This is a genomic window from Nonomuraea sp. KM88 (assembly GCF_052245635.1).
GTDB lineage: Bacteria > Actinomycetota > Actinomycetes > Streptosporangiales > Streptosporangiaceae > Nonomuraea.
Map to the genome: position 1 here is coordinate 683,181 of NZ_JBQQCC010000003.1, position 16,977 is coordinate 700,157.

20 protein-coding genes and 1 pseudogene are annotated in these 16,977 nt (G+C 70.1%); 11 read left to right on the forward strand and 10 right to left on the reverse strand.

The window, feature by feature from the left end; translation table 11 throughout:
- Positions 1-36: 36 nt before the first annotated feature.
- Positions 37-1,809: an NAD+ synthase gene (locus ACTWPV_RS12790; protein WP_443151898.1), complete on the forward strand. Its 1,773-nt coding sequence runs from the start codon at positions 37-39 to the stop codon at positions 1,807-1,809.
- 14 nt (positions 1,810-1,823) lie between these two features.
- Here ACTWPV_RS12790 and ACTWPV_RS12795 read toward each other — a convergent pair whose 3' ends face one another.
- Complete coding sequence (locus ACTWPV_RS12795; protein ID WP_443151899.1) at positions 1,824-2,180, reverse strand: hypothetical protein; 357 nt, start codon at positions 2,178-2,180, stop codon at positions 1,824-1,826.
- A 128-nt stretch (positions 2,181-2,308) separates the two neighbouring features.
- Between ACTWPV_RS12795 and ACTWPV_RS12800 the strand changes: the two genes are divergently transcribed.
- From ACTWPV_RS12800 to ACTWPV_RS12815, 4 genes are all read left to right on the forward strand, one after another.
- Positions 2,309-2,680 (forward strand): metalloregulator ArsR/SmtB family transcription factor, encoded by a 372-nt coding sequence (locus ACTWPV_RS12800; RefSeq protein ID WP_443151900.1) that lies wholly within the window; start codon positions 2,309-2,311, stop codon positions 2,678-2,680.
- The gene (locus ACTWPV_RS12805) at positions 2,677-3,189 is read left to right on the forward strand and encodes an SRPBCC family protein (RefSeq protein WP_443151901.1); all 513 of its coding nucleotides are present in this window, start codon (positions 2,677-2,679) and stop codon (positions 3,187-3,189) included. Before ACTWPV_RS12800 ends, ACTWPV_RS12805 begins: the two co-directional genes overlap by 4 nt.
- A 74-nt stretch (positions 3,190-3,263) precedes the next feature.
- Complete coding sequence (locus ACTWPV_RS12810; RefSeq protein ID WP_443151902.1) at positions 3,264-4,361, forward strand: hypothetical protein; 1,098 nt, start codon at positions 3,264-3,266, stop codon at positions 4,359-4,361.
- A 185-nt stretch (positions 4,362-4,546) separates the two neighbouring features.
- Positions 4,547-5,242 carry a GNAT family N-acetyltransferase gene (locus ACTWPV_RS12815; RefSeq protein WP_443151903.1) on the forward strand — a complete coding sequence of 232 codons (696 nt, stop codon included), beginning with the start codon at positions 4,547-4,549 and terminating at the stop codon, positions 5,240-5,242.
- Between the two features lie 80 nt (positions 5,243-5,322).
- On the opposite strand, the pseudogene ACTWPV_RS12820 reads toward ACTWPV_RS12815, so the two are convergent.
- From ACTWPV_RS12820 to ACTWPV_RS12835, 4 genes and pseudogenes are all read right to left on the reverse strand, one after another.
- Positions 5,323-6,096, reverse strand: a pseudogene (locus tag ACTWPV_RS12820) (transposase family protein).
- 225 nt (positions 6,097-6,321) lie between these two features.
- A complete protein-coding gene (locus ACTWPV_RS12825; RefSeq protein ID WP_443151904.1) occupies positions 6,322-7,161 on the reverse strand; it encodes a DoxX family protein in 840 nt (279 codons plus the stop codon).
- Positions 7,154-7,585 (reverse strand): DoxX family protein, encoded by a 432-nt coding sequence (locus ACTWPV_RS12830; protein WP_443151905.1) that lies wholly within the window; start codon positions 7,583-7,585, stop codon positions 7,154-7,156. Before ACTWPV_RS12830 ends, ACTWPV_RS12825 begins: the two co-directional genes overlap by 8 nt.
- A gap of 47 nt (positions 7,586-7,632) precedes the next feature.
- Entirely contained in the window at positions 7,633-8,103 is a 471-nt protein-coding gene (locus ACTWPV_RS12835; protein WP_443151906.1) for a VOC family protein, read from the reverse strand.
- Between ACTWPV_RS12835 and ACTWPV_RS12840 the strand changes: the two genes are divergently transcribed.
- Together ACTWPV_RS12840 and ACTWPV_RS12845 are read left to right on the forward strand one after the other, a co-directional pair.
- Positions 8,062-8,931: a sigma-70 family RNA polymerase sigma factor gene (locus ACTWPV_RS12840; RefSeq protein WP_443151907.1), complete on the forward strand. Its 870-nt coding sequence runs from the start codon at positions 8,062-8,064 to the stop codon at positions 8,929-8,931. The genes ACTWPV_RS12835 and ACTWPV_RS12840 overlap by 42 nt on opposite strands.
- 10 nt (positions 8,932-8,941) lie before the next feature.
- Complete coding sequence (locus ACTWPV_RS12845; RefSeq protein WP_443151908.1) at positions 8,942-9,286, forward strand: hypothetical protein; 345 nt, start codon at positions 8,942-8,944, stop codon at positions 9,284-9,286.
- Here ACTWPV_RS12845 and ACTWPV_RS12850 read toward each other — a convergent pair.
- On the reverse strand, positions 9,214-9,849 hold the full coding sequence (locus tag ACTWPV_RS12850) for an SDR family NAD(P)-dependent oxidoreductase (RefSeq protein WP_443151909.1): 636 nt from the start codon (positions 9,847-9,849) through the stop codon (positions 9,214-9,216). The two genes, ACTWPV_RS12845 and ACTWPV_RS12850, sit on opposite strands and share 73 nt — an antisense overlap.
- 87 nt (positions 9,850-9,936) lie before the next feature.
- On the opposite strand from ACTWPV_RS12850, the gene ACTWPV_RS12855 reads away from it, so the two are divergent.
- The gene (locus ACTWPV_RS12855; protein ID WP_347642543.1) at positions 9,937-10,299 is read left to right on the forward strand and encodes a MerR family transcriptional regulator; all 363 of its coding nucleotides are present in this window, start codon (positions 9,937-9,939) and stop codon (positions 10,297-10,299) included.
- 31 nt (positions 10,300-10,330) lie between these two features.
- Here the strand turns inward: ACTWPV_RS12855 and ACTWPV_RS12860 are convergent, their stop codons facing one another.
- On the reverse strand, positions 10,331-11,002 hold the full coding sequence (locus ACTWPV_RS12860) for a TetR/AcrR family transcriptional regulator (protein ID WP_443151910.1): 672 nt from the start codon (positions 11,000-11,002) through the stop codon (positions 10,331-10,333).
- 91 nt (positions 11,003-11,093) lie between these two features.
- Between ACTWPV_RS12860 and ACTWPV_RS12865 the strand changes: the two genes are divergently transcribed.
- Positions 11,094-12,230 (forward strand): hypothetical protein, encoded by a 1,137-nt coding sequence (locus ACTWPV_RS12865; RefSeq protein ID WP_443151911.1) that lies wholly within the window; start codon positions 11,094-11,096, stop codon positions 12,228-12,230.
- Here the strand turns inward: ACTWPV_RS12865 and ACTWPV_RS12870 are convergent.
- The gene (locus tag ACTWPV_RS12870) at positions 12,204-12,965 is read right to left on the reverse strand and encodes a TetR/AcrR family transcriptional regulator (protein ID WP_443151912.1); all 762 of its coding nucleotides are present in this window, start codon (positions 12,963-12,965) and stop codon (positions 12,204-12,206) included. The genes ACTWPV_RS12865 and ACTWPV_RS12870 overlap by 27 nt on opposite strands.
- Before the next feature lie 85 nt (positions 12,966-13,050).
- Here ACTWPV_RS12870 and ACTWPV_RS12875 point away from each other — a divergent pair, with 85 nt between their 5' ends.
- Both ACTWPV_RS12875 and ACTWPV_RS12880 read left to right on the forward strand, forming a co-directional pair.
- Positions 13,051-13,959 carry an ATP-binding cassette domain-containing protein gene (locus tag ACTWPV_RS12875; protein WP_443151913.1) on the forward strand — a complete coding sequence of 303 codons (909 nt, stop codon included), beginning with the start codon at positions 13,051-13,053 and terminating at the stop codon, positions 13,957-13,959.
- The gene (locus ACTWPV_RS12880; protein ID WP_443151914.1) at positions 13,956-14,732 is read left to right on the forward strand and encodes an ABC transporter permease; all 777 of its coding nucleotides are present in this window, start codon (positions 13,956-13,958) and stop codon (positions 14,730-14,732) included. Before ACTWPV_RS12875 ends, ACTWPV_RS12880 begins: the two co-directional genes overlap by 4 nt.
- A gap of 15 nt (positions 14,733-14,747) precedes the next feature.
- On the opposite strand, the gene ACTWPV_RS12885 is transcribed toward ACTWPV_RS12880, so the two are convergent.
- Both ACTWPV_RS12885 and ACTWPV_RS12890 read right to left on the reverse strand, forming a co-directional pair.
- Positions 14,748-15,356, reverse strand: coding sequence for a TetR/AcrR family transcriptional regulator (locus ACTWPV_RS12885; RefSeq protein ID WP_347620754.1), 609 nt, complete (start codon positions 15,354-15,356; stop codon positions 14,748-14,750).
- Between the two features lie 7 nt (positions 15,357-15,363).
- Positions 15,364-16,914 (reverse strand): MFS transporter, encoded by a 1,551-nt coding sequence (locus ACTWPV_RS12890; RefSeq protein ID WP_443151915.1) that lies wholly within the window; start codon positions 16,912-16,914, stop codon positions 15,364-15,366.
- Positions 16,915-16,977 lie beyond the last annotated feature (63 nt).

A 16,977-nucleotide genomic window follows, 5' to 3' on the forward strand; every position in this document is an offset into this window, starting at 1 on the left:
TGGACGATAAAAAGCGTGACGTATTAGGCTGAGCGCGTGGCTCAACTGCGGATTGCCCTGGCACAGACCAACCCGACCGTCGGCGATCTGGCGGCCAACGCGGACCGGCTGATCGTGTGGACCCGCGACGCCGCCGAACGCGGTGCCCACCTGGTCGTCTTCACCGAAATGTTCCTCACCGGCTATCCCGTCGAGGACCTCGTGCTGCGTACGTCGTTCGTGGACGCCAGCATCAGGGCCCTGGAAGAGGTGGCGCGCAGGCTGGACCGGGAGGGGCTCGGCGAGCTGCCCGTGGTGGTCGGCTACGTCGACCGCGCCGCCCGCGCTCCCAGGACCGGCCAGCCGAAGGGCGCGCCGCTCGACGCCGCCGCGCTGCTGTTCAAGGGCGAGGTGGTCACCCGTACGGCCAAGCACCACCTGCCCAACTACGGGGTGTTCGACGAGTACCGCTACTTCGTGCGCGGCGACCGCCTGCCCGTCTTCCGCCTGCACGGGGTCGACGTGGCCATCGCGGTGTGCGAGGACCTCTGGCAGGACGGCGGTCCTGTGTCCGTCGTCGGGCAGGCGGGAGCCGGGCTGCTCGTCGTCCCGAACGCCTCGCCGTACGAGAAGGAGAAGGACGACGTCCGCCTGGAGCTGTGCGCGCGCAGGGCGCGCGAGGCAGGCTGCGCGCTCGTCTACGTCAACCAGGTCGGCGGGCAGGACGAGCTGGTCTTCGACGGCGACTCGATCGTGGTGGACGGCTCGGGAGAGCTCCTGGCGCGGGCCGGGCAGTTCAAGGAGGAGCTGCTGGTCGTGGATCTCGACCTGCCGCCCTCGCAGGCGCGGACGGGGACGTTCCCGTACGACGCGGGCGACGGCACCACGATCACGGTCGAGCGCCTGGTGGTGTCGGCCGACCCGGTCGCCCCCTATCCCCCGGTGCCCGCCCCCATCGCCGAGCGGCTGGACCCGCACGCCGAGGTCTACTCCGCGCTGGTGCTGGCCGTCCGCGACTACGTGGCCAAGAACGGCTTCGAGTCGGTCATCCTGGCCCTGTCTGGGGGCATCGACTCGGCGCTGACGGCCACGATCGCCGCGGACGCCATCGGGCCCTCGCGGGTCCATGTGGTGCCCATGCCGTCCCGCTACTCCTCCGACCACTCGCTGCGCGACGCGGAAGAGCTGGTGCGCAGGCAGGGGGTGCAGTCGCAGGTCGTGCCGATCGCCGAGATCGTCGACGCGTACGAGAAGGAGATCCACCTGTCCGGCCTGGCCGCCGAGAACATCCAGGCCAGGGTGCGGGGCATGATCCTCATGGGCCTGTCCAACGAGCACGGCCACCTGGTGCTGACGACGGGCAACAAGAGCGAGCTCGCGACCGGCTACTCCACGCTGTACGGCGACTCCGCGGGCGGCTTCGCGCCGATCAAGGACGTGCCGAAGACGATGGTCTGGGAGTTGTCGAAGTGGCGCAACACCCACTCCGACCCCTCCTTCCTGCTGCAGGCCGAGCGGCCGATCCCGGAGAACTCGATCACCAAGGAGCCGAGCGCCGAGCTGCGGCCAGGGCAGCGCGACACCGACTCGCTGCCCCCGTACGAGGTGCTGGACCGGCTGCTGGACGACTACGTGGAGAAGGACATGGGCTCGCGGGAGCTCATCGCGGCCGGCCACGATCCCGAGCTCGTGACGCGGGTGATCAGGCTGGTGGACGTGGCCGAGTACAAGCGCAGGCAGTATCCGCCGGGCCCCAAGATCACTCCCAAGAACTTCGGCCGGGACCGCCGCCTGCCGATCACCAACAGGTGGCGCGAGACCACGAGCTGATCCCCCACCCCGGCTCATGACGGCCGGGCCCAGGCCCGGGAGTTGTGCACCAGCGACGCCTGGTGGGCCAGCGCGGACGCGAGCTCCAGGGCTCCACCGCGCTGGATCCGCTCGGCCACCCCGGCACCGCGCATGCCCGCGCTGACCTGCCGCCGTAACTCGGCGTGCCACACCACGGCCGTGGAGGTGCGCTCGCGCCAGATCCGCCACCCCGGGTAGGTGTCGCGCAGCACCTGGAGCTGGCGGACGGCCGGCTGGAGGGTCGGATGGGAGCGGAAGGCCCGATCCGGCGCATCGGTGACACCGGGAGAGCCCGCGCCGCCGTGGTCGATCGATGCGGAGAGGTCTACGGCGCCCTGCGGCTTGCTCATGCTGCGTACCTCCGCCATCCGTGGCCGCTGCGAAGAAGGTTCTTCATGTATCTGGGCCCACGGGAGGTTGCCCCGACGTGGCACCCCAACTCTGGCCGAACACGTAACCAGTAGGTTACGCTTTCTGGGTGGACGAAGTGGCGGGAGCGATCGCCGACCCCGTGCGGCGGCGGATCCTGGTGATGCTGCGCGACGGGCGGCTGTCCGCCGGTCAGATCGCCGGTCAGATCGCCGGGCAGTTCGCGATCAGCAGGCCGGCCGTGAGCCGTCACCTGCGCGTGCTCAGAGAGAGCGGCCTGGTGCGCGACGAGCTGGTCGGAAGGCAGCGCCTCTACGCGCTCGACCCCGGCAGGCTCGGCGAGCTGCTCGCCTGGCTCTCCCAGTTCGCCCGGCCCTCCGGGTGGGAGCACCGCTTCGACGCGCTGGAGACGGAGGTGCACCGAACGCGCCGCGAGCGCCGCACCACCACCAGCACCAGCAGCGAGGAGAACACCGCATGAGCCCGATCCCCACCGGCAGGCTGTTCGGCACGGCCTCAGGAAACGATCTCGTCCTCACCCGGACGTTCCGCGCACCCGCCGAGGACGTGTGGGCGAGCATCACCGAGTCCGAGCGCACGGCCCGCTGGTTCGGGCCCTGGGAGGGCGAGGCCGCGCCCGGCCGCACGATCAAGGTGCGGATGGTGCACGAGGAGCATGAGCCCTGGTACGACCTGCGCATCGAGGCCTGCGAGCCGCCGCACCGGCTGACCGTGTCGGCGCTCGACGCGCACGGGGCCTGGCGGATCGACCTGCTGCTGTCGGAGACCGCCGGCATGACGGAGTTGCGCTTCGTCCAGCACCTGGACGGCACGGACCTGGCCGGCGACGTCGGACCCGGCTGGGAGTACTACCTCGACATGCTGGTGGCCTCCCGCGACGGCTCCCCCACACCTGATTTCCACGATTACCACCCCGCCATGCAGGCGTACTACCGCGGCCTGTCGCCGCAGACGCCGAACGGCGCATAGGTCGCCGGCGCGGCGCCGCCCGCGGCTTCTCCAGGGGGGTGAGAACTGTCGGTGGCAGCTGGCACAGTATCGCCGTGGCTCAACCCCTGAAAGACATGATCAACTCCGCCTCCGTGCAGGTCCTGGCCGACGGGCTGAGCGCGGCCTGGGCGCCGTTCCCCCGCGCCCGCTTCACCGAGCGCGCCCTGGCCGGGCTCGGCGGGCTGGAGCTCAAGGACCGCGTCAGGCATGTCTCGGCGGCGCTGCACGACGCGCTGCCGCTGCCCTATCCCCAGGCCGCCGAGATCGTGCGCGCGTGCGCGTCACGGGTGCGGCTCGACATGTGGAGCGGCTGGCCGGCCACCGACCACACGGCCGCGGCGGGGCTCGATCATCTGGAGCCCGCGATGGCCACGCTGGCCGCGCTCACGCCGTACGCGACGGGCGAGTTCGCCGTACGCCCCTTTCTGGAGCGCTATCGCGACGACGCTCTCAGGATCATGCATGCCTGGGCCGAGTCCCCCGACGAGCACCTGCGCCGTCTGGCCTCAGAGGGCTCACGGCCCCGGCTGCCGTGGGCCGGGCGGGTGGCCTGGCTGATGACGCCTGGGCCGACGTTGCCCCTGCTCGACCGCCTGCGCGACGACCCGAGCGAATACGTGCGCCGCTCGGTCGCCAACCACGTCAACGACCTGGCCAAGGACCATCCCCAGGTGGCTCTGGAGCTGCTCGCCCGCTGGCGTTCCGACGGCGGCTCCCACGTGGAGAAGGTGCTGCGGCACGCGGCGCGCGGGCTGCTGCGCACGGGCCACCCCGAGGCGCTCGCGCTCATGGGCGTCACCCCGGGCAGCGGCGCGGTCGACGCGCTGGCCCTGGAGGCCGACACCGTGACCATCGGCGGGAAGCTGTCCTTCACCGTCACGGTCACGGCCGGCGCGCCGGGGCCGATGCTGCTGAAATACGCGATCCGGCGGCCCGGCTCGCGCCGCGTGTTCCACCTCGGCCAGCGGGCGGCCGACGGGTCCGGCGCGGTCTTCACCCTGCGCAAGAGCCATTCTTTCCGCCCGGTCACCACCCGTGACGAGCCGCCGGGCGGGAGGGAGCTCGACGTGATCGTCAACGGCAGGGTGGCCGCGACGACCGCGTTCACCCTCGTCGATCCCGCACCCGGGCCACGTGGAAGCGTCGGCTAGTTGTCCTTCTTCAGGGACACGTCACTGCCTGTGAAACAGATATGGCCGCCTTTGTAGTCGTCGTGCTCGTGAAGACAGAAGGATCCGGCGGCCGGCGCGGAAACGAGCGGGCAAGGCAGGCGGCTTTCAGGTAAATTGCCCCGGGCTGTGCGCAGCCGTCGCACCGACCTGGAGGCGGACCCACCGTGACCCCCGACGTCGACCTGCTGGCCATCGAGATCGGTGTCATCTGGCGCCTCGACGACCGCGGCCGCCTGCCCGGGCCGGAAGACCTGGTGGTGGGTGTGGCGGCCGACGACATGACCGCGGCGGTGGGGCCCGACGTGCCCGGCGCGCTCGCCGCCCGGCTGCTCGATCTGGTCGCCCGCGGCCTCCCTTCCTCCCCAGGCCAGCCGCCGGAGGTGCTGGAGCGGTGCCGCGCGCTCCTCGGAGAGGCGACGGTGTCCGGCGGGCCGTGCTATCTGATCCCGCCGCCACCGGTGCCCTTCGACGCTCCCGCAGCCGAGGTGCTGCGGTCGGACGACCCGGCCCACGCCGAGCGCGTACGCCCCCTGCGGCCCGCGAACTGGGCCCGCGACGAGTGGCACGACCTCCTCGACGGCCGCGACGGCGCGCCCTGGGCGATGGTCGCGGCGGACGACCAGGTGGCCGCCGTCTGCCACACCGCGCGCCTGACAGCGGCCGGCGCCGAGGCCGGGGTGTGGACCGCACCCGCGTTCCGTGGTCGTGGCCTCGCCGCGGCGACCACCGCCACCTGGGCCGGTCTCCTGCCGGGCACCCGCCTGTTCTACAGCACGGGTGCGGACAACCACTCCTCGCAGCGGGTGGCGGCGCGGCTCGGGCTCCGTTCCATCGGCTGGTTGTGGAAGCTCACCCGCTGACATGTGAATCAACCTCGGCCATATCGCCTGACCTCGATTGCCCCAGAGCCGACTCGATCATCAGTGAACCTATTTCAGGCTCACGCGGCTTGAGCGACGCGATGGTTTTGAAGGACTGCGATGGCCTTGCAGAGGTGGCCGGCCTTTGACGGGCTGCAGCGGAGCTTTCGGAGGGTCTTCCAGCTTTTGAGCTGGGCGTTTGCGCGTTCGCCGGGGCCGCGGAGCTTGGCGTGGGCGCGATTGGCCTGCTTCTGGGAGTCAGGCTTTTTCCTGCCCTTGTACGGGGTGAACACCGGGCCCTCGGCTCCCTGGTACGCCTTGTCCGCCAGGGTGATGATCCCGGCTTGTTCCAGCGCGCGCAGGATGCCCCAGATGCGGGCGGCGGTCAGATCGTGGGCCTTGCCGGGCAGAGCGCCGGAGGTCCACAGGATTGTCCCATCTGGTGAGGCGATGACCTGGATGTTCATGCCGTGCACGCGGTGCTTGCCGGAGAAGTACGGCCGGTCGGCTTTGATCCGGTCGGTGCAGATCAGGGTGCCGTCCAGCACCAGGTAGTGCAGCCCGTCCCGCTTGGCCTTGCGCAGTGCCTGGCCAAGCTTGGGCGAGCGGGCCGACAGCAATGCCACCGTCTCCTCCACGTATCGCCACGCGGTTGCCGTCGATACCCCGAAGCCGGCGCCCAGTTCGGCGTAGGTCTCGCCCTTGCGCAGTTAGACCAGCACCAGTAGGGCCTGCCGGCCGGGGTTGAGCCGCCGCCAGGGCGACCTCATCGTCTTGCGGTGCCGGTGGATCACCCCGGCGACGTAGTCCAGGGTCTGATGCGACAAATCGACGGCGGCACGATAGAAAAGCACCTGAAGCTCCTGGTGGCGACGGTGTGGATTGTGGTGATCAACCCGTCTACCAGGAGCTTCTTGCTGTTACCGGTCAAACCACGGCATCGCGATCATGCTGTGACCAGGACACTCGCCGCAGAGTCTGAAATAGGTTCAGTGAAATGGAACGAGTAACTCGTCCGTCGAGTCTGCCGAGGTGACCGAGCACTTTCCCGGGATGCTGGAAGCGGGCGAGCAGTTCTGTCAGTTCGGCGTTCGTACGGTTGCGTCCTGCGGGATCGCCGGCTTCATGACGCCGTGTTCGTGGCGCCGAAGCGCCCAGGATGTGAGAGTGCACAAGGTGAAAAGCGAGGTGTAGGCCACGTGGTACCACTCGGAGCCGGACACCAGGTGTGATACGACCGCGCCCGAGAAGTTGAAGAAGGCGCCCACATAGGCCCATTCCTTGAGCCGGGTGAATTGCGGCAGGAGAATTGCCGCAGGGGCCAGCACCTTCCAGAATCCGATGATATACAGGAAATAGCCTGGATAGCCGAGCACGGCCATTCCGGCGACGGTCTCCGGCCGGTGTATCAGGTCGGCCACGCCGCCGCTCAGCAACGCTCCCGTGAAGCCCAGTGTGGCCGCCCAGTAGATGATCGTCGTACCCCTGCCGCGCCGCGAAGCGAACGGTGGCAGGCGGAGGAACGGCGTGGGGTGCAGCGCGAAGTCACGGCGGGCCGCCGGCCGCAGCGCCCAGGAGATCATCGTGACGGTGGCGAAGCCGAGCGGACCGATGCCCGCGCCGACGTTCCCGACGAAGAAATGGGAGGCAGCGGCCGCCGTGTAGACGAATATCGCGCCGGCGTAGACCCATTCCTTGAGCCGGGGAAAGCGCGGGATCACCAGCACCACCGCACCGGGTATCTTCCACACGCCCAGGATGACGGCGACGTACCACGGATAGGCCAGTTGTTGTTCCAGGACGTCGCGGACGTAGTCGGTCCGCAGAAGGTCCCATACGCCGCCGACCGCGGACTCCACGGCGATGATCGAGGTGGCGATCCAGTAGATGACGGCACGGATGCGGGTCGTTTCACGCACGCTGGTAGACCCTGGGCAGTCGTTCCCGGCGCAGCAGGTCCCGCCAATCATCCGGCCAGTTGATCAGGGCGAAGACGATCATGATCACCAGGTTGGTGGGCGCGGCGACGCGTTCGTAGAGTTCGCTGCCGGCGATGATGTGCGTCGTGGTCGCGGCGGTGAGGACTAGGATCAGGGCCGTCGCGCCGATGAACTTGAATCGCCGGCGGGGAAGGACCAGCAACACGGCGCACACCCCCTCGATGGCCCCGACCACGAACCTGAACCAGGACGGGTAGCCCCACTCGACGAACTTCACCGAGTACGCCGGCCCGAAGAACGTGGGGCCGGGCCAGTATTTCGTGACGAAGCCCATGAAGAACGTGAATGCCACGAACCAGTAGAAGGCCGTGAGCAGTCGTCGTGGCCACATGCGGGTGGACATGATGGTTTCCTCCAAAGTAACTTGTCCGGAAAATGCATGCCGCCGGTTCAGGCCGGCTGGATGAGGCCGATGACATTGCCGTCCGCGTCGGTCACCGAAGCGATCAGCTTGCCCCCGCCGACGTCCTTGACCTCCTGCGACGTCTGCGCCCCGGCGTCGAGGAGCGCCCGCAGGCTCGCCTCGATGTCGTCGACGTGCCAGTAGGAGACGGGCCCGGACATCCCCTTCTGATGGCCCTGCGGGTCCAGGCCGATGTTCTGGCCGTTTGCGGAGAAACCGACGTAGTAGGGCTCGTCCATGTACGGCTCGACGCCCAGCAGTACGCTGAAAACGGCCTTGGCGGCGGCGAGATCCTTGACCGGGTGAATGACGGTCTTGATGCCATGGTTCATGACGTACTCCCCTGGTGTGCCGGTCACATCGGCGAAGGCCGATGGGTCATAGATATGACACGACCCGATCAAGGAATGTGACCGATGGATGACCACGCGTTTCTGGCCGACCGATTCGAGGAGCATCGCCGTCACCTGCGAGCGGTGGCCTACCAACTGCTGGGGTCACAGAGCGAGGCCGATGACGCCGTTCAGGAGTCGTGGCTGCGGCTCAGCCGCTCCGACACCAGCGAGGTCGAGAACCTGGGAGGATGGCTGACCACGGTCGTCGCCCGCGTGTCGCTGAACATGCTGCGCTCGCGCACCACTCTGCGCGAGGACCCGTTGGAGGCGGTGGCTCCGGACTCCCCCGGCGACGGCGGGAGCGATCCGGAGCAGGCCGCGCTGGTGTCCGACTCGGTCGGCCTGGCAATGCTGGTGGTGCTGGACAAGCTCGCTCCCGCCGAGCGGTTGGCCTTCGTCCTGCACGACGTCTTCGCCGTGCCGTTCGAGGAGATCGCACCGATCGTGGATCGTTCCGCGGCCGCCTCCAGGAAGCTCGCCAGCAGGGCCCGGCGGCGGGTCCAGGGGGCGGACCCGCTGTCCGGTGCCGACCTGCTGCGGCAGAGGGAGGTCGTCAGCGCCTTCCTCGCGGCCTCGCGGGCCGGCGACTTCGGCGCTTTGCTCGCTCTGCTCGACCCGGACGTGGTGCTGCACGCTGATCGTGCGGCCGTGCTGACGGGCGCCTCCGGGCGGCTCCGCGGCGCTTCGGCGGTGGCCGAGACTTTCCGCGGCCGTGCCCGAGGCGCGCGACTGGCGCTGCTCGACGGGGCCGCCGGAGCCCTTTGGTCAGCGGGCGGGCAGCCGCGCGTGGCGTTCGATTTCACGATCGCGGCGGGGCGGATCACCGAGATCAACCTGATCGCCGACCTCGACCACCTTCACGAACTCCACCTGGAGGTCATCGAGAGCTGACGAGGGCGCCGTGCCGGACTACGGGTTCGGCTCGTTGTCCGTGACCGCCGGGGTCGTCGCCCGCGCCCATCAGACGCTGGTCTGGGAACGCACCCGTCACATACTCCGGCTGCGTTCGGCGCTGCGGGACTACTTCCCGGCCGCCCTGGCCTCCAACGCGGTGCTCGCCCTGCTGGCCAAGGCCCCGCCCCGGCCACCGTCGCGAAGCCGACCATCGGCCAGATCATCCGGAGTCATCACCGGCATCAGCTCCCCGCACGCCGCCATCGGCGCGTACCCGGCTCACCCGCCGGCGCCGCCGTGCAGCACCTCCCGGTCCCAGCGGGACCTCGGCTGGGTGTGCAGGCGCCAGTAGTGCTCGGCGATGTCGTCGGGGTCGAAGTCCGTGCCGGGCGCGACGGGCCCGGCCACGGTGACGCCGGCCACGTGCACGCCCGACGATCCCCACTGCTGGTCGAGGATGTCCACCAGGGTCCGCACGCCGGCCTTGCCGAGCGAGAGGCTGGTGTAAGCCGCCTTGGGCTCGGGCATCCCGCCGGTGATGAGAAACGAGCCGCCGCCGCGCCCGGCCATGGCCGGTACGACGTGCGCGGCCGCGATCAGCGCACCCACCACGTTGACCGCCCAGGCGTCGAGGTGCGAGCGCATGCTCGCCTCGGCGGGCGTGTCGGGCCGGATGACGGCCGCGTTGTAGACCACGACGTCCGGCGTGCCCAGCTCGGCGGCGGCCGCGTCGAGCGCCGCGCGCAACTCGTCCTCGTCGGCGCTGTCGGCCCGGTAGGCGCGCGCACCCTCCAGGTCCAGCGTCGTCCCTGACCGCGAGACGAGGGCGACCTCCATGCCCTCCTTCGCAAACCGGCGGGCGACGGACCGCCCGATCCCCGGTCCTGCCCCGATCACCACCGCACCCGGCATCATCAGCTCCTTCGTGTTGTTGCTCTAGAACAATGGGACGGTAAGGCGTCACATCGATGTGAAGGTCAAGTGTGAAGGGCAAGGGAGCACATGCGGATCGGTGACCTGGCCCGGGAGACCGGGGTGAGCAGGCGGTTGCTGCGTTACTACGAGGAGCAGGGCCTGCTCAGGCCCGTGCGGCTGCCCAACGGCTACCGCGACTACGGCGACGCGGACGTCGCCGCCGTCCGCCACATCCGGATGATGCTGGCCGCCGGGCTGCCGACGTCGGTGATCGCGCGGTTGCTCGACTGCGTGCATGACGACGGCGGACGGATGGTGCCGTCCGGCTGCCAGGGCATGGCCGGCAGCCTGCGGAGGGAACGCCGGCGCCTCGCCGAGACCATCGAACGGCTCCAGACGTCCCAGCGCGCCCTCGACTCCCTGCTGGCCGCCGTCGCGGAACAGCGGTGACCGCGGACGGGCCTGGCCCGAGCCGGCGACCTCAGCCGGATGGCAGGCGGGTCGCGATGCCGTCGAGGATGAGGTCGAGCCCGAGCAGGAACTGGGCGTCGAAGTCGCCGTTGTCCACCTGGGCGTGCCGGGCGAGCTCGCCGGCGTGGTCGTCGAGATGCCGGGTGACCTTGCCGCGGATCTCGGCGTCGGCTCCGGCCGTGCGTACGGTGTCCCACCAGGTGTTCTCCGACGCGACGAAGCCGTTGACGTACGAGCTGAGCGTGCCGACGGCGGCGACGAGCGTGGCGCCGCTCAGCCCGGCGCCGGCCAGCGCGGAGTAGAACACGCGGGAGCGGGCCACCGCGTTCGGCCCGAGCAGGGGACGCGTGGCGGTGAGCGCGGGCACCCAGGGGTGGCGGCGCATCACCTGCCTGCTCTGGGCGAGCTGGCGCACCAGGAGCTCTCGCCACGGGCCCGCCTCCGCCGGCTCGATCTCGCCGATCACCTCGTCGAGGGCCAGGTCGAGGACGTCCTCCTTGCTCCTGACGTACTCGTAGAGCGACATCGTCCCCGCCCGCAGGCGCGCGGCCAGCGCCCGCATCGAGAATCCGGCCACGCCCTCGGCGTCGAGGAGCGCGACGGCGGCCGTGACGATGCGCTCGCGCGTCAGCCGTGGCCGGCGCGGCCGGTCGTCGTCGCGGAACCAGATGGATTCCGGCACGCTCCCGCTCCCCTTTCCGCGCGCGTTTCCGTGCACTGTACGGAAAACCGTACGGCTAGCTTAGGGCGCCCAGGACAGAGGAGGAGAATCCATGGCAGAGCAGCGGTGGCAGCACGACTTCGCGATGCTGGCGTTGCGGGTCGACCAGGCGCTGGGCGGCGGCATGCTCATCTACTCGGGTCCGGCGGAGTGGAGGGCGACGGCGGCGTCGGAGCCGCCCGCCGCCCCGGGCGAGCTGGCCGGGGAGGCGGATCGGCTGCTGGAGTCCGCCCCGTCGGCATACCTGGCCGCACAGGTGCGCGCGCTGCGGGCCGTCGCCCGCCGGCTGGACGGCGAGCGGCTGCCCCTGGCCGAGTACGCGCGCGAGTGCCTGGGCCTGGAGCCGCGACGGCTGCCCGAGGAGGTGTTCGAGCAGGCGCACGCGGAGCTGGACGCGGCGCTCCCGAGGACCGGCGGGTCGCTGGCCGACCGGATGCGGGCGTGGCAGGCGGCCCACACGCTGGAGCCGATCGAGCGGCTGCCGGAGCTGGCGGCCAGGGCGGTGGCCGAGACGCGGGCGCGGACGCGCGCGATCATCCCGCTGCCGGAGGAGAGTGTGGAGGTCCGGCTCGTGGAGGGGGTGGCGTTCCACGCGGCCGGCGCGTACGAGGGCGGCCTGAAGTCCACCATCCACGTCAACAAGGCGATCCCGTTCAACCTGGCCGATCTGCTGTACGTCATCGCGCACGAGGGCCATCCCGGGCACATCGCCGAGTCGCTGCTCAAGGAGCACCGGGACAGCCAGAGCGTACGGTTCATGTTGTCGCCGTCGTTCGTGCTCAGCGAGGGCCTCGGCCTGCTCGCCGAGGAGCTCGTCTTCCCCGGCGAACAGGCGCGGGCCTGGCTGGACGAGCACGTCTTTCCCGAGGCCGGCATCCGGCCCGACGGGAGCGACCTGGCCGCGATCCACCACGCGAAGAACGTGTTGTGGGGCGTCTGGGGCAACGCCGTGTTCATGGCGGAGGAAGGGAGAGGCGAGGCGGAGCTGGCCGCGTACCTGGGCCGGTGGGCGTTGTACAGCGAGAGCGAGGTGGCGCTGGCCATGGGGCTGCTCAAGCCGTCGCCGACGAGCCCGTACCTGTTGGGATATTTCCATGGATGGGAGCTTCTGCGGCCCTGGGCGACCACCCCCGACCGGGTCCGCCGCCTGCTCACCGAGCAGCTACTTCCCGCCGACGTCATCCCCTGACGCGCGCCGCGCGATCAGCGCCTCGACGCCGTCGAGCAGCAGCTCCAGGCCGAAGCGGAAGTCGCTGTCGTCGACCCACCCTTCGGCGCCGCGCAGCGCGCCCGCGCGCACGGCGGCCGACAGCGCCGGGTAGGTCCCGGCGTCGAGCAGCCCGGCCAGGGCCTCGCCGTAGTCCTCGGCTCCCTCGACGCCCGGGCCGTCGGCCTGCGGCTCTCCGGACGTGGCCACGAGCGCCGCGTCGGTCAGCGCGTAGCCCGCCAGGACACTGGCCACGTTGACCTTCTCCCCGCCGTCCAGCCCCATGCCGTCGAGCGCGGCGAGCAGGCGGTCGAGCCAGAGCAGCCGCCGAGGGCCCAGCGGCGGGGTGAGCCGCGCGATCGGCAACAACCACGGGTGCTCAAGGAGGGTGTCGCGCTGGGCGCGGGTCCAGAGCTCGAGATAGTCGCGCCAGGGCCGGCCCGCGGGGTCGGGCGGCATCGGCACGACGAAGTCGGCCATCGCGGTGAGAAGGTCCTCCTTGCTCCCGACATAGCGGTAGAGCGCCGTCGCCGCCACCCCCGCCCGCGAGGCCACGCTCGCCATCGAGACCCCGGTCAGGCCTTCGGCGTCGGCGATCTCGATGGCGGCCGAGGCGATCGTGGCCAGGTCGAGCCGCGGCCTCGGGCCTCGGCGCGAGACCGGCTCGCGCCCCCACAACCGCTCCACCACGGGCGGCAACGACCGCTCCTGCGACATTCGGGTTCCTCCTTGACTCACTCCTAGGATTCTGCATTACCTTAAAACTATGAACGTCATACACAGTACGCCATTCACAGAAGCTGTGCACGCCAGAGGACTGACCAAGTCCTTCGGCGGCAGGCCGGTGCTCGCGGGGATCGACCTGACCGTGCCCACCGGCTCCCTGCTGGCCCTGCTCGGGCCGAACGGCTCCGGCAAGACCACCACCGTGCGCATCCTGACCACCCTGCTCGCGCCGGACGGCGGCACCGTCACCGTGGGCGGCCACGACGTCACCCGCGAGGGTGCCGCGGTACGCCGCGTGATCGGGCTGACCGCTCAGCAGGCCACGGTCGACGGGCTGCTGACCGGCCGGGAGAACCTCGAGTTGTTCGCCGGCCTCTACCACCTCGGCGGGAGGCAGGCCCGCCGGCGAGCGGGCGAACTGCTCGAACGCTTCGACCTGACCGCCGCGGCCGGCCGTCTGGTCTCCACCTATTCCGGGGGGATGCGCCGCCGCCTCGATCTCGCCGCCAGCATGATCTCCAACCCCAGGATCCTCTTCCTTGACGAGCCCACCACCGGGCTCGACCCGCGCAGCCGGGCCGAACTGTGGTCGGTGATCCGCGAACTGCTCGCCTCCGGCACCACCATCCTGCTGACCACCCAGTACCTCGACGAGGCCGACCACCTCGCCGACCGCGTCGTGGTGATCAACGGCGGGCGGGTCGTGGCCGACGACTCCCCCACCGCGCTCAAACGCCAGGTCGGCGCGGAACGCCTGGTGATGCGCCTGTCGCGGGCCGATGACGTGCCCCGTGCCGGGGCCGCGCTCGCCGACGCCCACCTCGGCCAGGACTCCCGCGAGGTCACCGTGGCCGTCCAGGGCCCCCGGCACCTGCACAGGACGCTGGACCTGCTCGACCGGGCCGGGATCGACGTCGAGCACGTGGCCCTGCGCGCCCCCACCCTGGACGACGTGTTCTTCGAGCTCACGGCGGCCGCGGCGTGAGCGCCCTCGTCACCTCGGCGGGCGACCTTCGCCGCCTCGTCGTCCGCGACCTGCGCCGCGAACTGCGCGTCCTCGACGGCCTCATCGTGAACACGGCGCTGCCCGTGATCATCATGCTGCTCTTCGTGTACGTGTTCGGCGGCGCGATCACCACCGGCTCCAGCGGCCTGGCCTACATCGACTTCGTCGTCCCCGCCGTGCTGCTCATGTCAGGCGGGTACGGAGCCGCCCTGTCGGCCGTGAACATCTCCGAGGACCTGACCGGAGGCATGATCGACCGTTTCCGCACCCTGCCCATCAGCGGGTGGGTGGTGCCCGCGGGGCACGTCGTGGCATCGGTCGTGCGCAACGTGGCATCGTCCGCCATCGCCCTGCTCGCCGCGATCGTCCTCGGGTTCCGCCCCGAGGCCACCCTCACCGGCTGGGCTCTGGTGCTGGCGCTGGTCGCGGGATACGTCCTGGCGATGTCCGCCCTCGCGGTCGTGTGGGGGCTGCTGGTCAAGTCGACCCAGGCGGCGGGAGCGTTCAGCTTCGCGGTGCTCTTCCTGCCGTACGTCTCGGACGGGATCGTCCCCGCGGAAACGATGCCGGGCGTGCTGCGCGACTTCGCCTACAACCAGCCGGCCACACCGATCATCGAGACGCTGCGGGCACTGCTCCTCGACCGGCCCGTGGGCTCGTCGGGGGCGGTGGCGGCGGCGTGGCTGATCGGTGTGGTGGTGATCAGCGTCCCGGTCGCGGCCCTGCTCTTCCGCCGCAGGACCGCCGCCTGACGGCCGCTCCGCCGATCAGGGCCTGGGCGTTATCCCGGCCAGGACCACGTCGACCACCCGTACGGCGAGGTCGGGAGCGAGCTCGCCACCGGGCCCCCACTTGGTGTGCCAGAGCATCGTCCCCGAGAGCAACGCCATGCCCATGTCGACGTCGAGGTCGGGATTGAGCTCGCCGGAGGCGATGCCGCGCTCGATCACCGCGCGCATCGCCTCCCTGCGAGGTGTGATGGCCCGCTTGACGAACCGCTCCATCAGCTGCGGATAACGATCGGCCTCGCTCATCGCGATGTTCATCACGCAGCGGCTGCGGGGCTGGCCCGCCTCCCTGCGCATGGCGTCGAGCAGGCTGATCAGGTCGTCGCGCACCGATGTGCCGCCGAGCTCCGGCAGCGGCGCCTTGAGCGTGGCGAGGGCGTCGACGACCAGATCTTCCTTGTTGGACCAGCGCCGGTAGATCGTGGTCTTGCCGACGCCGGCCCTCGACGCGATCGCCTCGATGGACAGCTCGGACACACCCATGCCTTCGCCGAGCAGGTCGAGGGTCGCCTCGATGATCGCCTTCTCGGCCTTCTCGCTGCGCGGACGGCCCGCCGGGCGGGCAACCGCTGGTTCCTGGATCGTCATCGCGGCCTCACACTGTAGCGGGTTCCCTCTGTTCCGTCTGCCGCACCGGTCGCGGCTTGCCGGGCATCCACCTCGCCACGACCACGATGCCGAGCAAGCCGACCACCGCCGACACCATGGCCGTGACGTGCATGCCTTCGACGAACGCGGCGAACGCCGGCTTGATCAGCGCCTGGCCCTGCTCCCCCAGAGCCTGGGCGACGCCCATCGTCCCCATGATCGACTCACCGGCGGCGTGCTGGGCGTCGGCGGGCAGGCCCGCCAGCACCGGCGCCATCTCGCCCCGGTAGCTGGAGGACAGCACCGAGCCGAGCACCGCCACGCCGAGCGCGCCGGCCAGCTGGCGGACGGTGTTGCTCATCGCGGATCCGACACCGGCCTTCTCCCTGGGCAGCGACTCCATGATGGCGGTGGTCGCGGGCGGCATGATGTTGGCCATCGCCGCACCCTGCACGAAGAAGACGATCTCGATCAGCAGGATCGGCGTGTTCTGGTCCATCAGAGCGTAGCTGCTCAACGCCAGGGTCACCACGATCATGCTCACCGTGGCCGACAGCTTGGCGCCGAACCGCTCGTTCACCCGCTGGCTGAGCGGCGCGAAGATGAGCTGCGCCGCGGCGAACGGGATCATCAGCGCTCCCGCCTGCACCGGCGTGAACCCCAGCACGATCTGCAGGTAGAAGGTCAGGAAGAACATCCCGCCCATCATCGCGAAGAAGACGATGCCCATCATGCCGATGGCCGAGCTGAAGCGGACGTTGGCGAAGTTACGGACGTCGAAGACCGGGTGGTCGATGCGCCGCTCCCACCACACGAACACGCCGAGCACCGCCAGGCCGAACAACGTCGGCACCAGCACTTCGGCGCTGGCCACGGTGGCAAGTTCGCCGCCGCGGATGATGCCGTACACGATGGCCACCAGACCGATGATCGACAGCGCCACGCCCAGCGGGTCGAGCCTGGACGGCTTCGGGTCACGCGACTCGGGCACGACCATGGAGATCAGGACCAGGCTGACCAGCACGATCGGCACGTTGACCAGGAACACCGAGCCCCACCAGAAGTGCTCGATCAGCAGGCCGCCCGTGATCGGGCCGATCGCCACCGCGAGACCGACGCCGCCGGCCCACACGCCGATGGCCTTGCCACGCTCACCGGGCGGGAACACGTTGGAGATGATCGCCAGCGTGGCCGGCATGATGGCCGCGCCGCCGATGCCCATCGCCGCCCTCGCCAGGATCAGTTGCGTCGGATCCTGGGCGTAGGCGCTGGCCAGGGAGGCCAGCCCGAACAGCACCATGCCGATGAACAGCATGCGCTTTCGCCCTGTTCGGTCGCCGATCACGCCGAACGTGAACAACAAGCCGGCGAACACCAGCGTGTAGGAGTTGATCGCCCATTCGAGCTCGCTCTGCGTCGCCCCCAAGCCCACCGTCTCGTCGGCGATGGTCTTCATCGCGACGTTGAGGATCGTGTTGTCCAACACGACGGCCAGCAGGCTGAACACCAGCACGCCGAGGATCGCCCATCGGCGTGGATGCCCCGTTTTCGGGTCCATGAAAGGTCCTTAATTTCGATACGCCTAAGTTTCGCAACGACACCGTAGCGCAATGCATTCCGA

Excerpts from the sequence above, each read along its gene's own strand:
- ACTWPV_RS12850 (WP_443151909.1), bottom strand. The coding sequence starts at position 9,849 with ATGATGCCGGGTGCGGTGGTGATCGGGGCAGGACCGGGGATCGGGCGG.
- ACTWPV_RS12890 (WP_443151915.1), bottom strand. The coding sequence starts at position 16,914 with ATGGACCCGAAAACGGGGCATCCACGCCGATGGGCGATCCTCGGCGTG.
- ACTWPV_RS12795 (WP_443151899.1), bottom strand. The coding sequence starts at position 2,180 with ATGAGCAAGCCGCAGGGCGCCGTAGACCTCTCCGCATCGATCGACCAC.
- ACTWPV_RS12855 (WP_347642543.1), top strand. The coding sequence starts at position 9,937 with ATGCGGATCGGTGACCTGGCCCGGGAGACCGGGGTGAGCAGGCGGTTG.
- ACTWPV_RS12870 (WP_443151912.1), bottom strand. The coding sequence starts at position 12,965 with ATGTCGCAGGAGCGGTCGTTGCCGCCCGTGGTGGAGCGGTTGTGGGGG.
- ACTWPV_RS12805 (WP_443151901.1), top strand. The coding sequence starts at position 2,677 with ATGAGCCCGATCCCCACCGGCAGGCTGTTCGGCACGGCCTCAGGAAAC.
- ACTWPV_RS12840 (WP_443151907.1), top strand. The coding sequence starts at position 8,062 with ATGGATGACCACGCGTTTCTGGCCGACCGATTCGAGGAGCATCGCCGT.
- ACTWPV_RS12835 (WP_443151906.1), bottom strand. The coding sequence starts at position 8,103 with ATGCTCCTCGAATCGGTCGGCCAGAAACGCGTGGTCATCCATCGGTCA.
- ACTWPV_RS12885 (WP_347620754.1), bottom strand. The coding sequence starts at position 15,356 with ATGACGATCCAGGAACCAGCGGTTGCCCGCCCGGCGGGCCGTCCGCGC.
- ACTWPV_RS12865 (WP_443151911.1), top strand. The coding sequence starts at position 11,094 with ATGGCAGAGCAGCGGTGGCAGCACGACTTCGCGATGCTGGCGTTGCGG.
- ACTWPV_RS12830 (WP_443151905.1), bottom strand. The coding sequence starts at position 7,585 with ATGTCCACCCGCATGTGGCCACGACGACTGCTCACGGCCTTCTACTGG.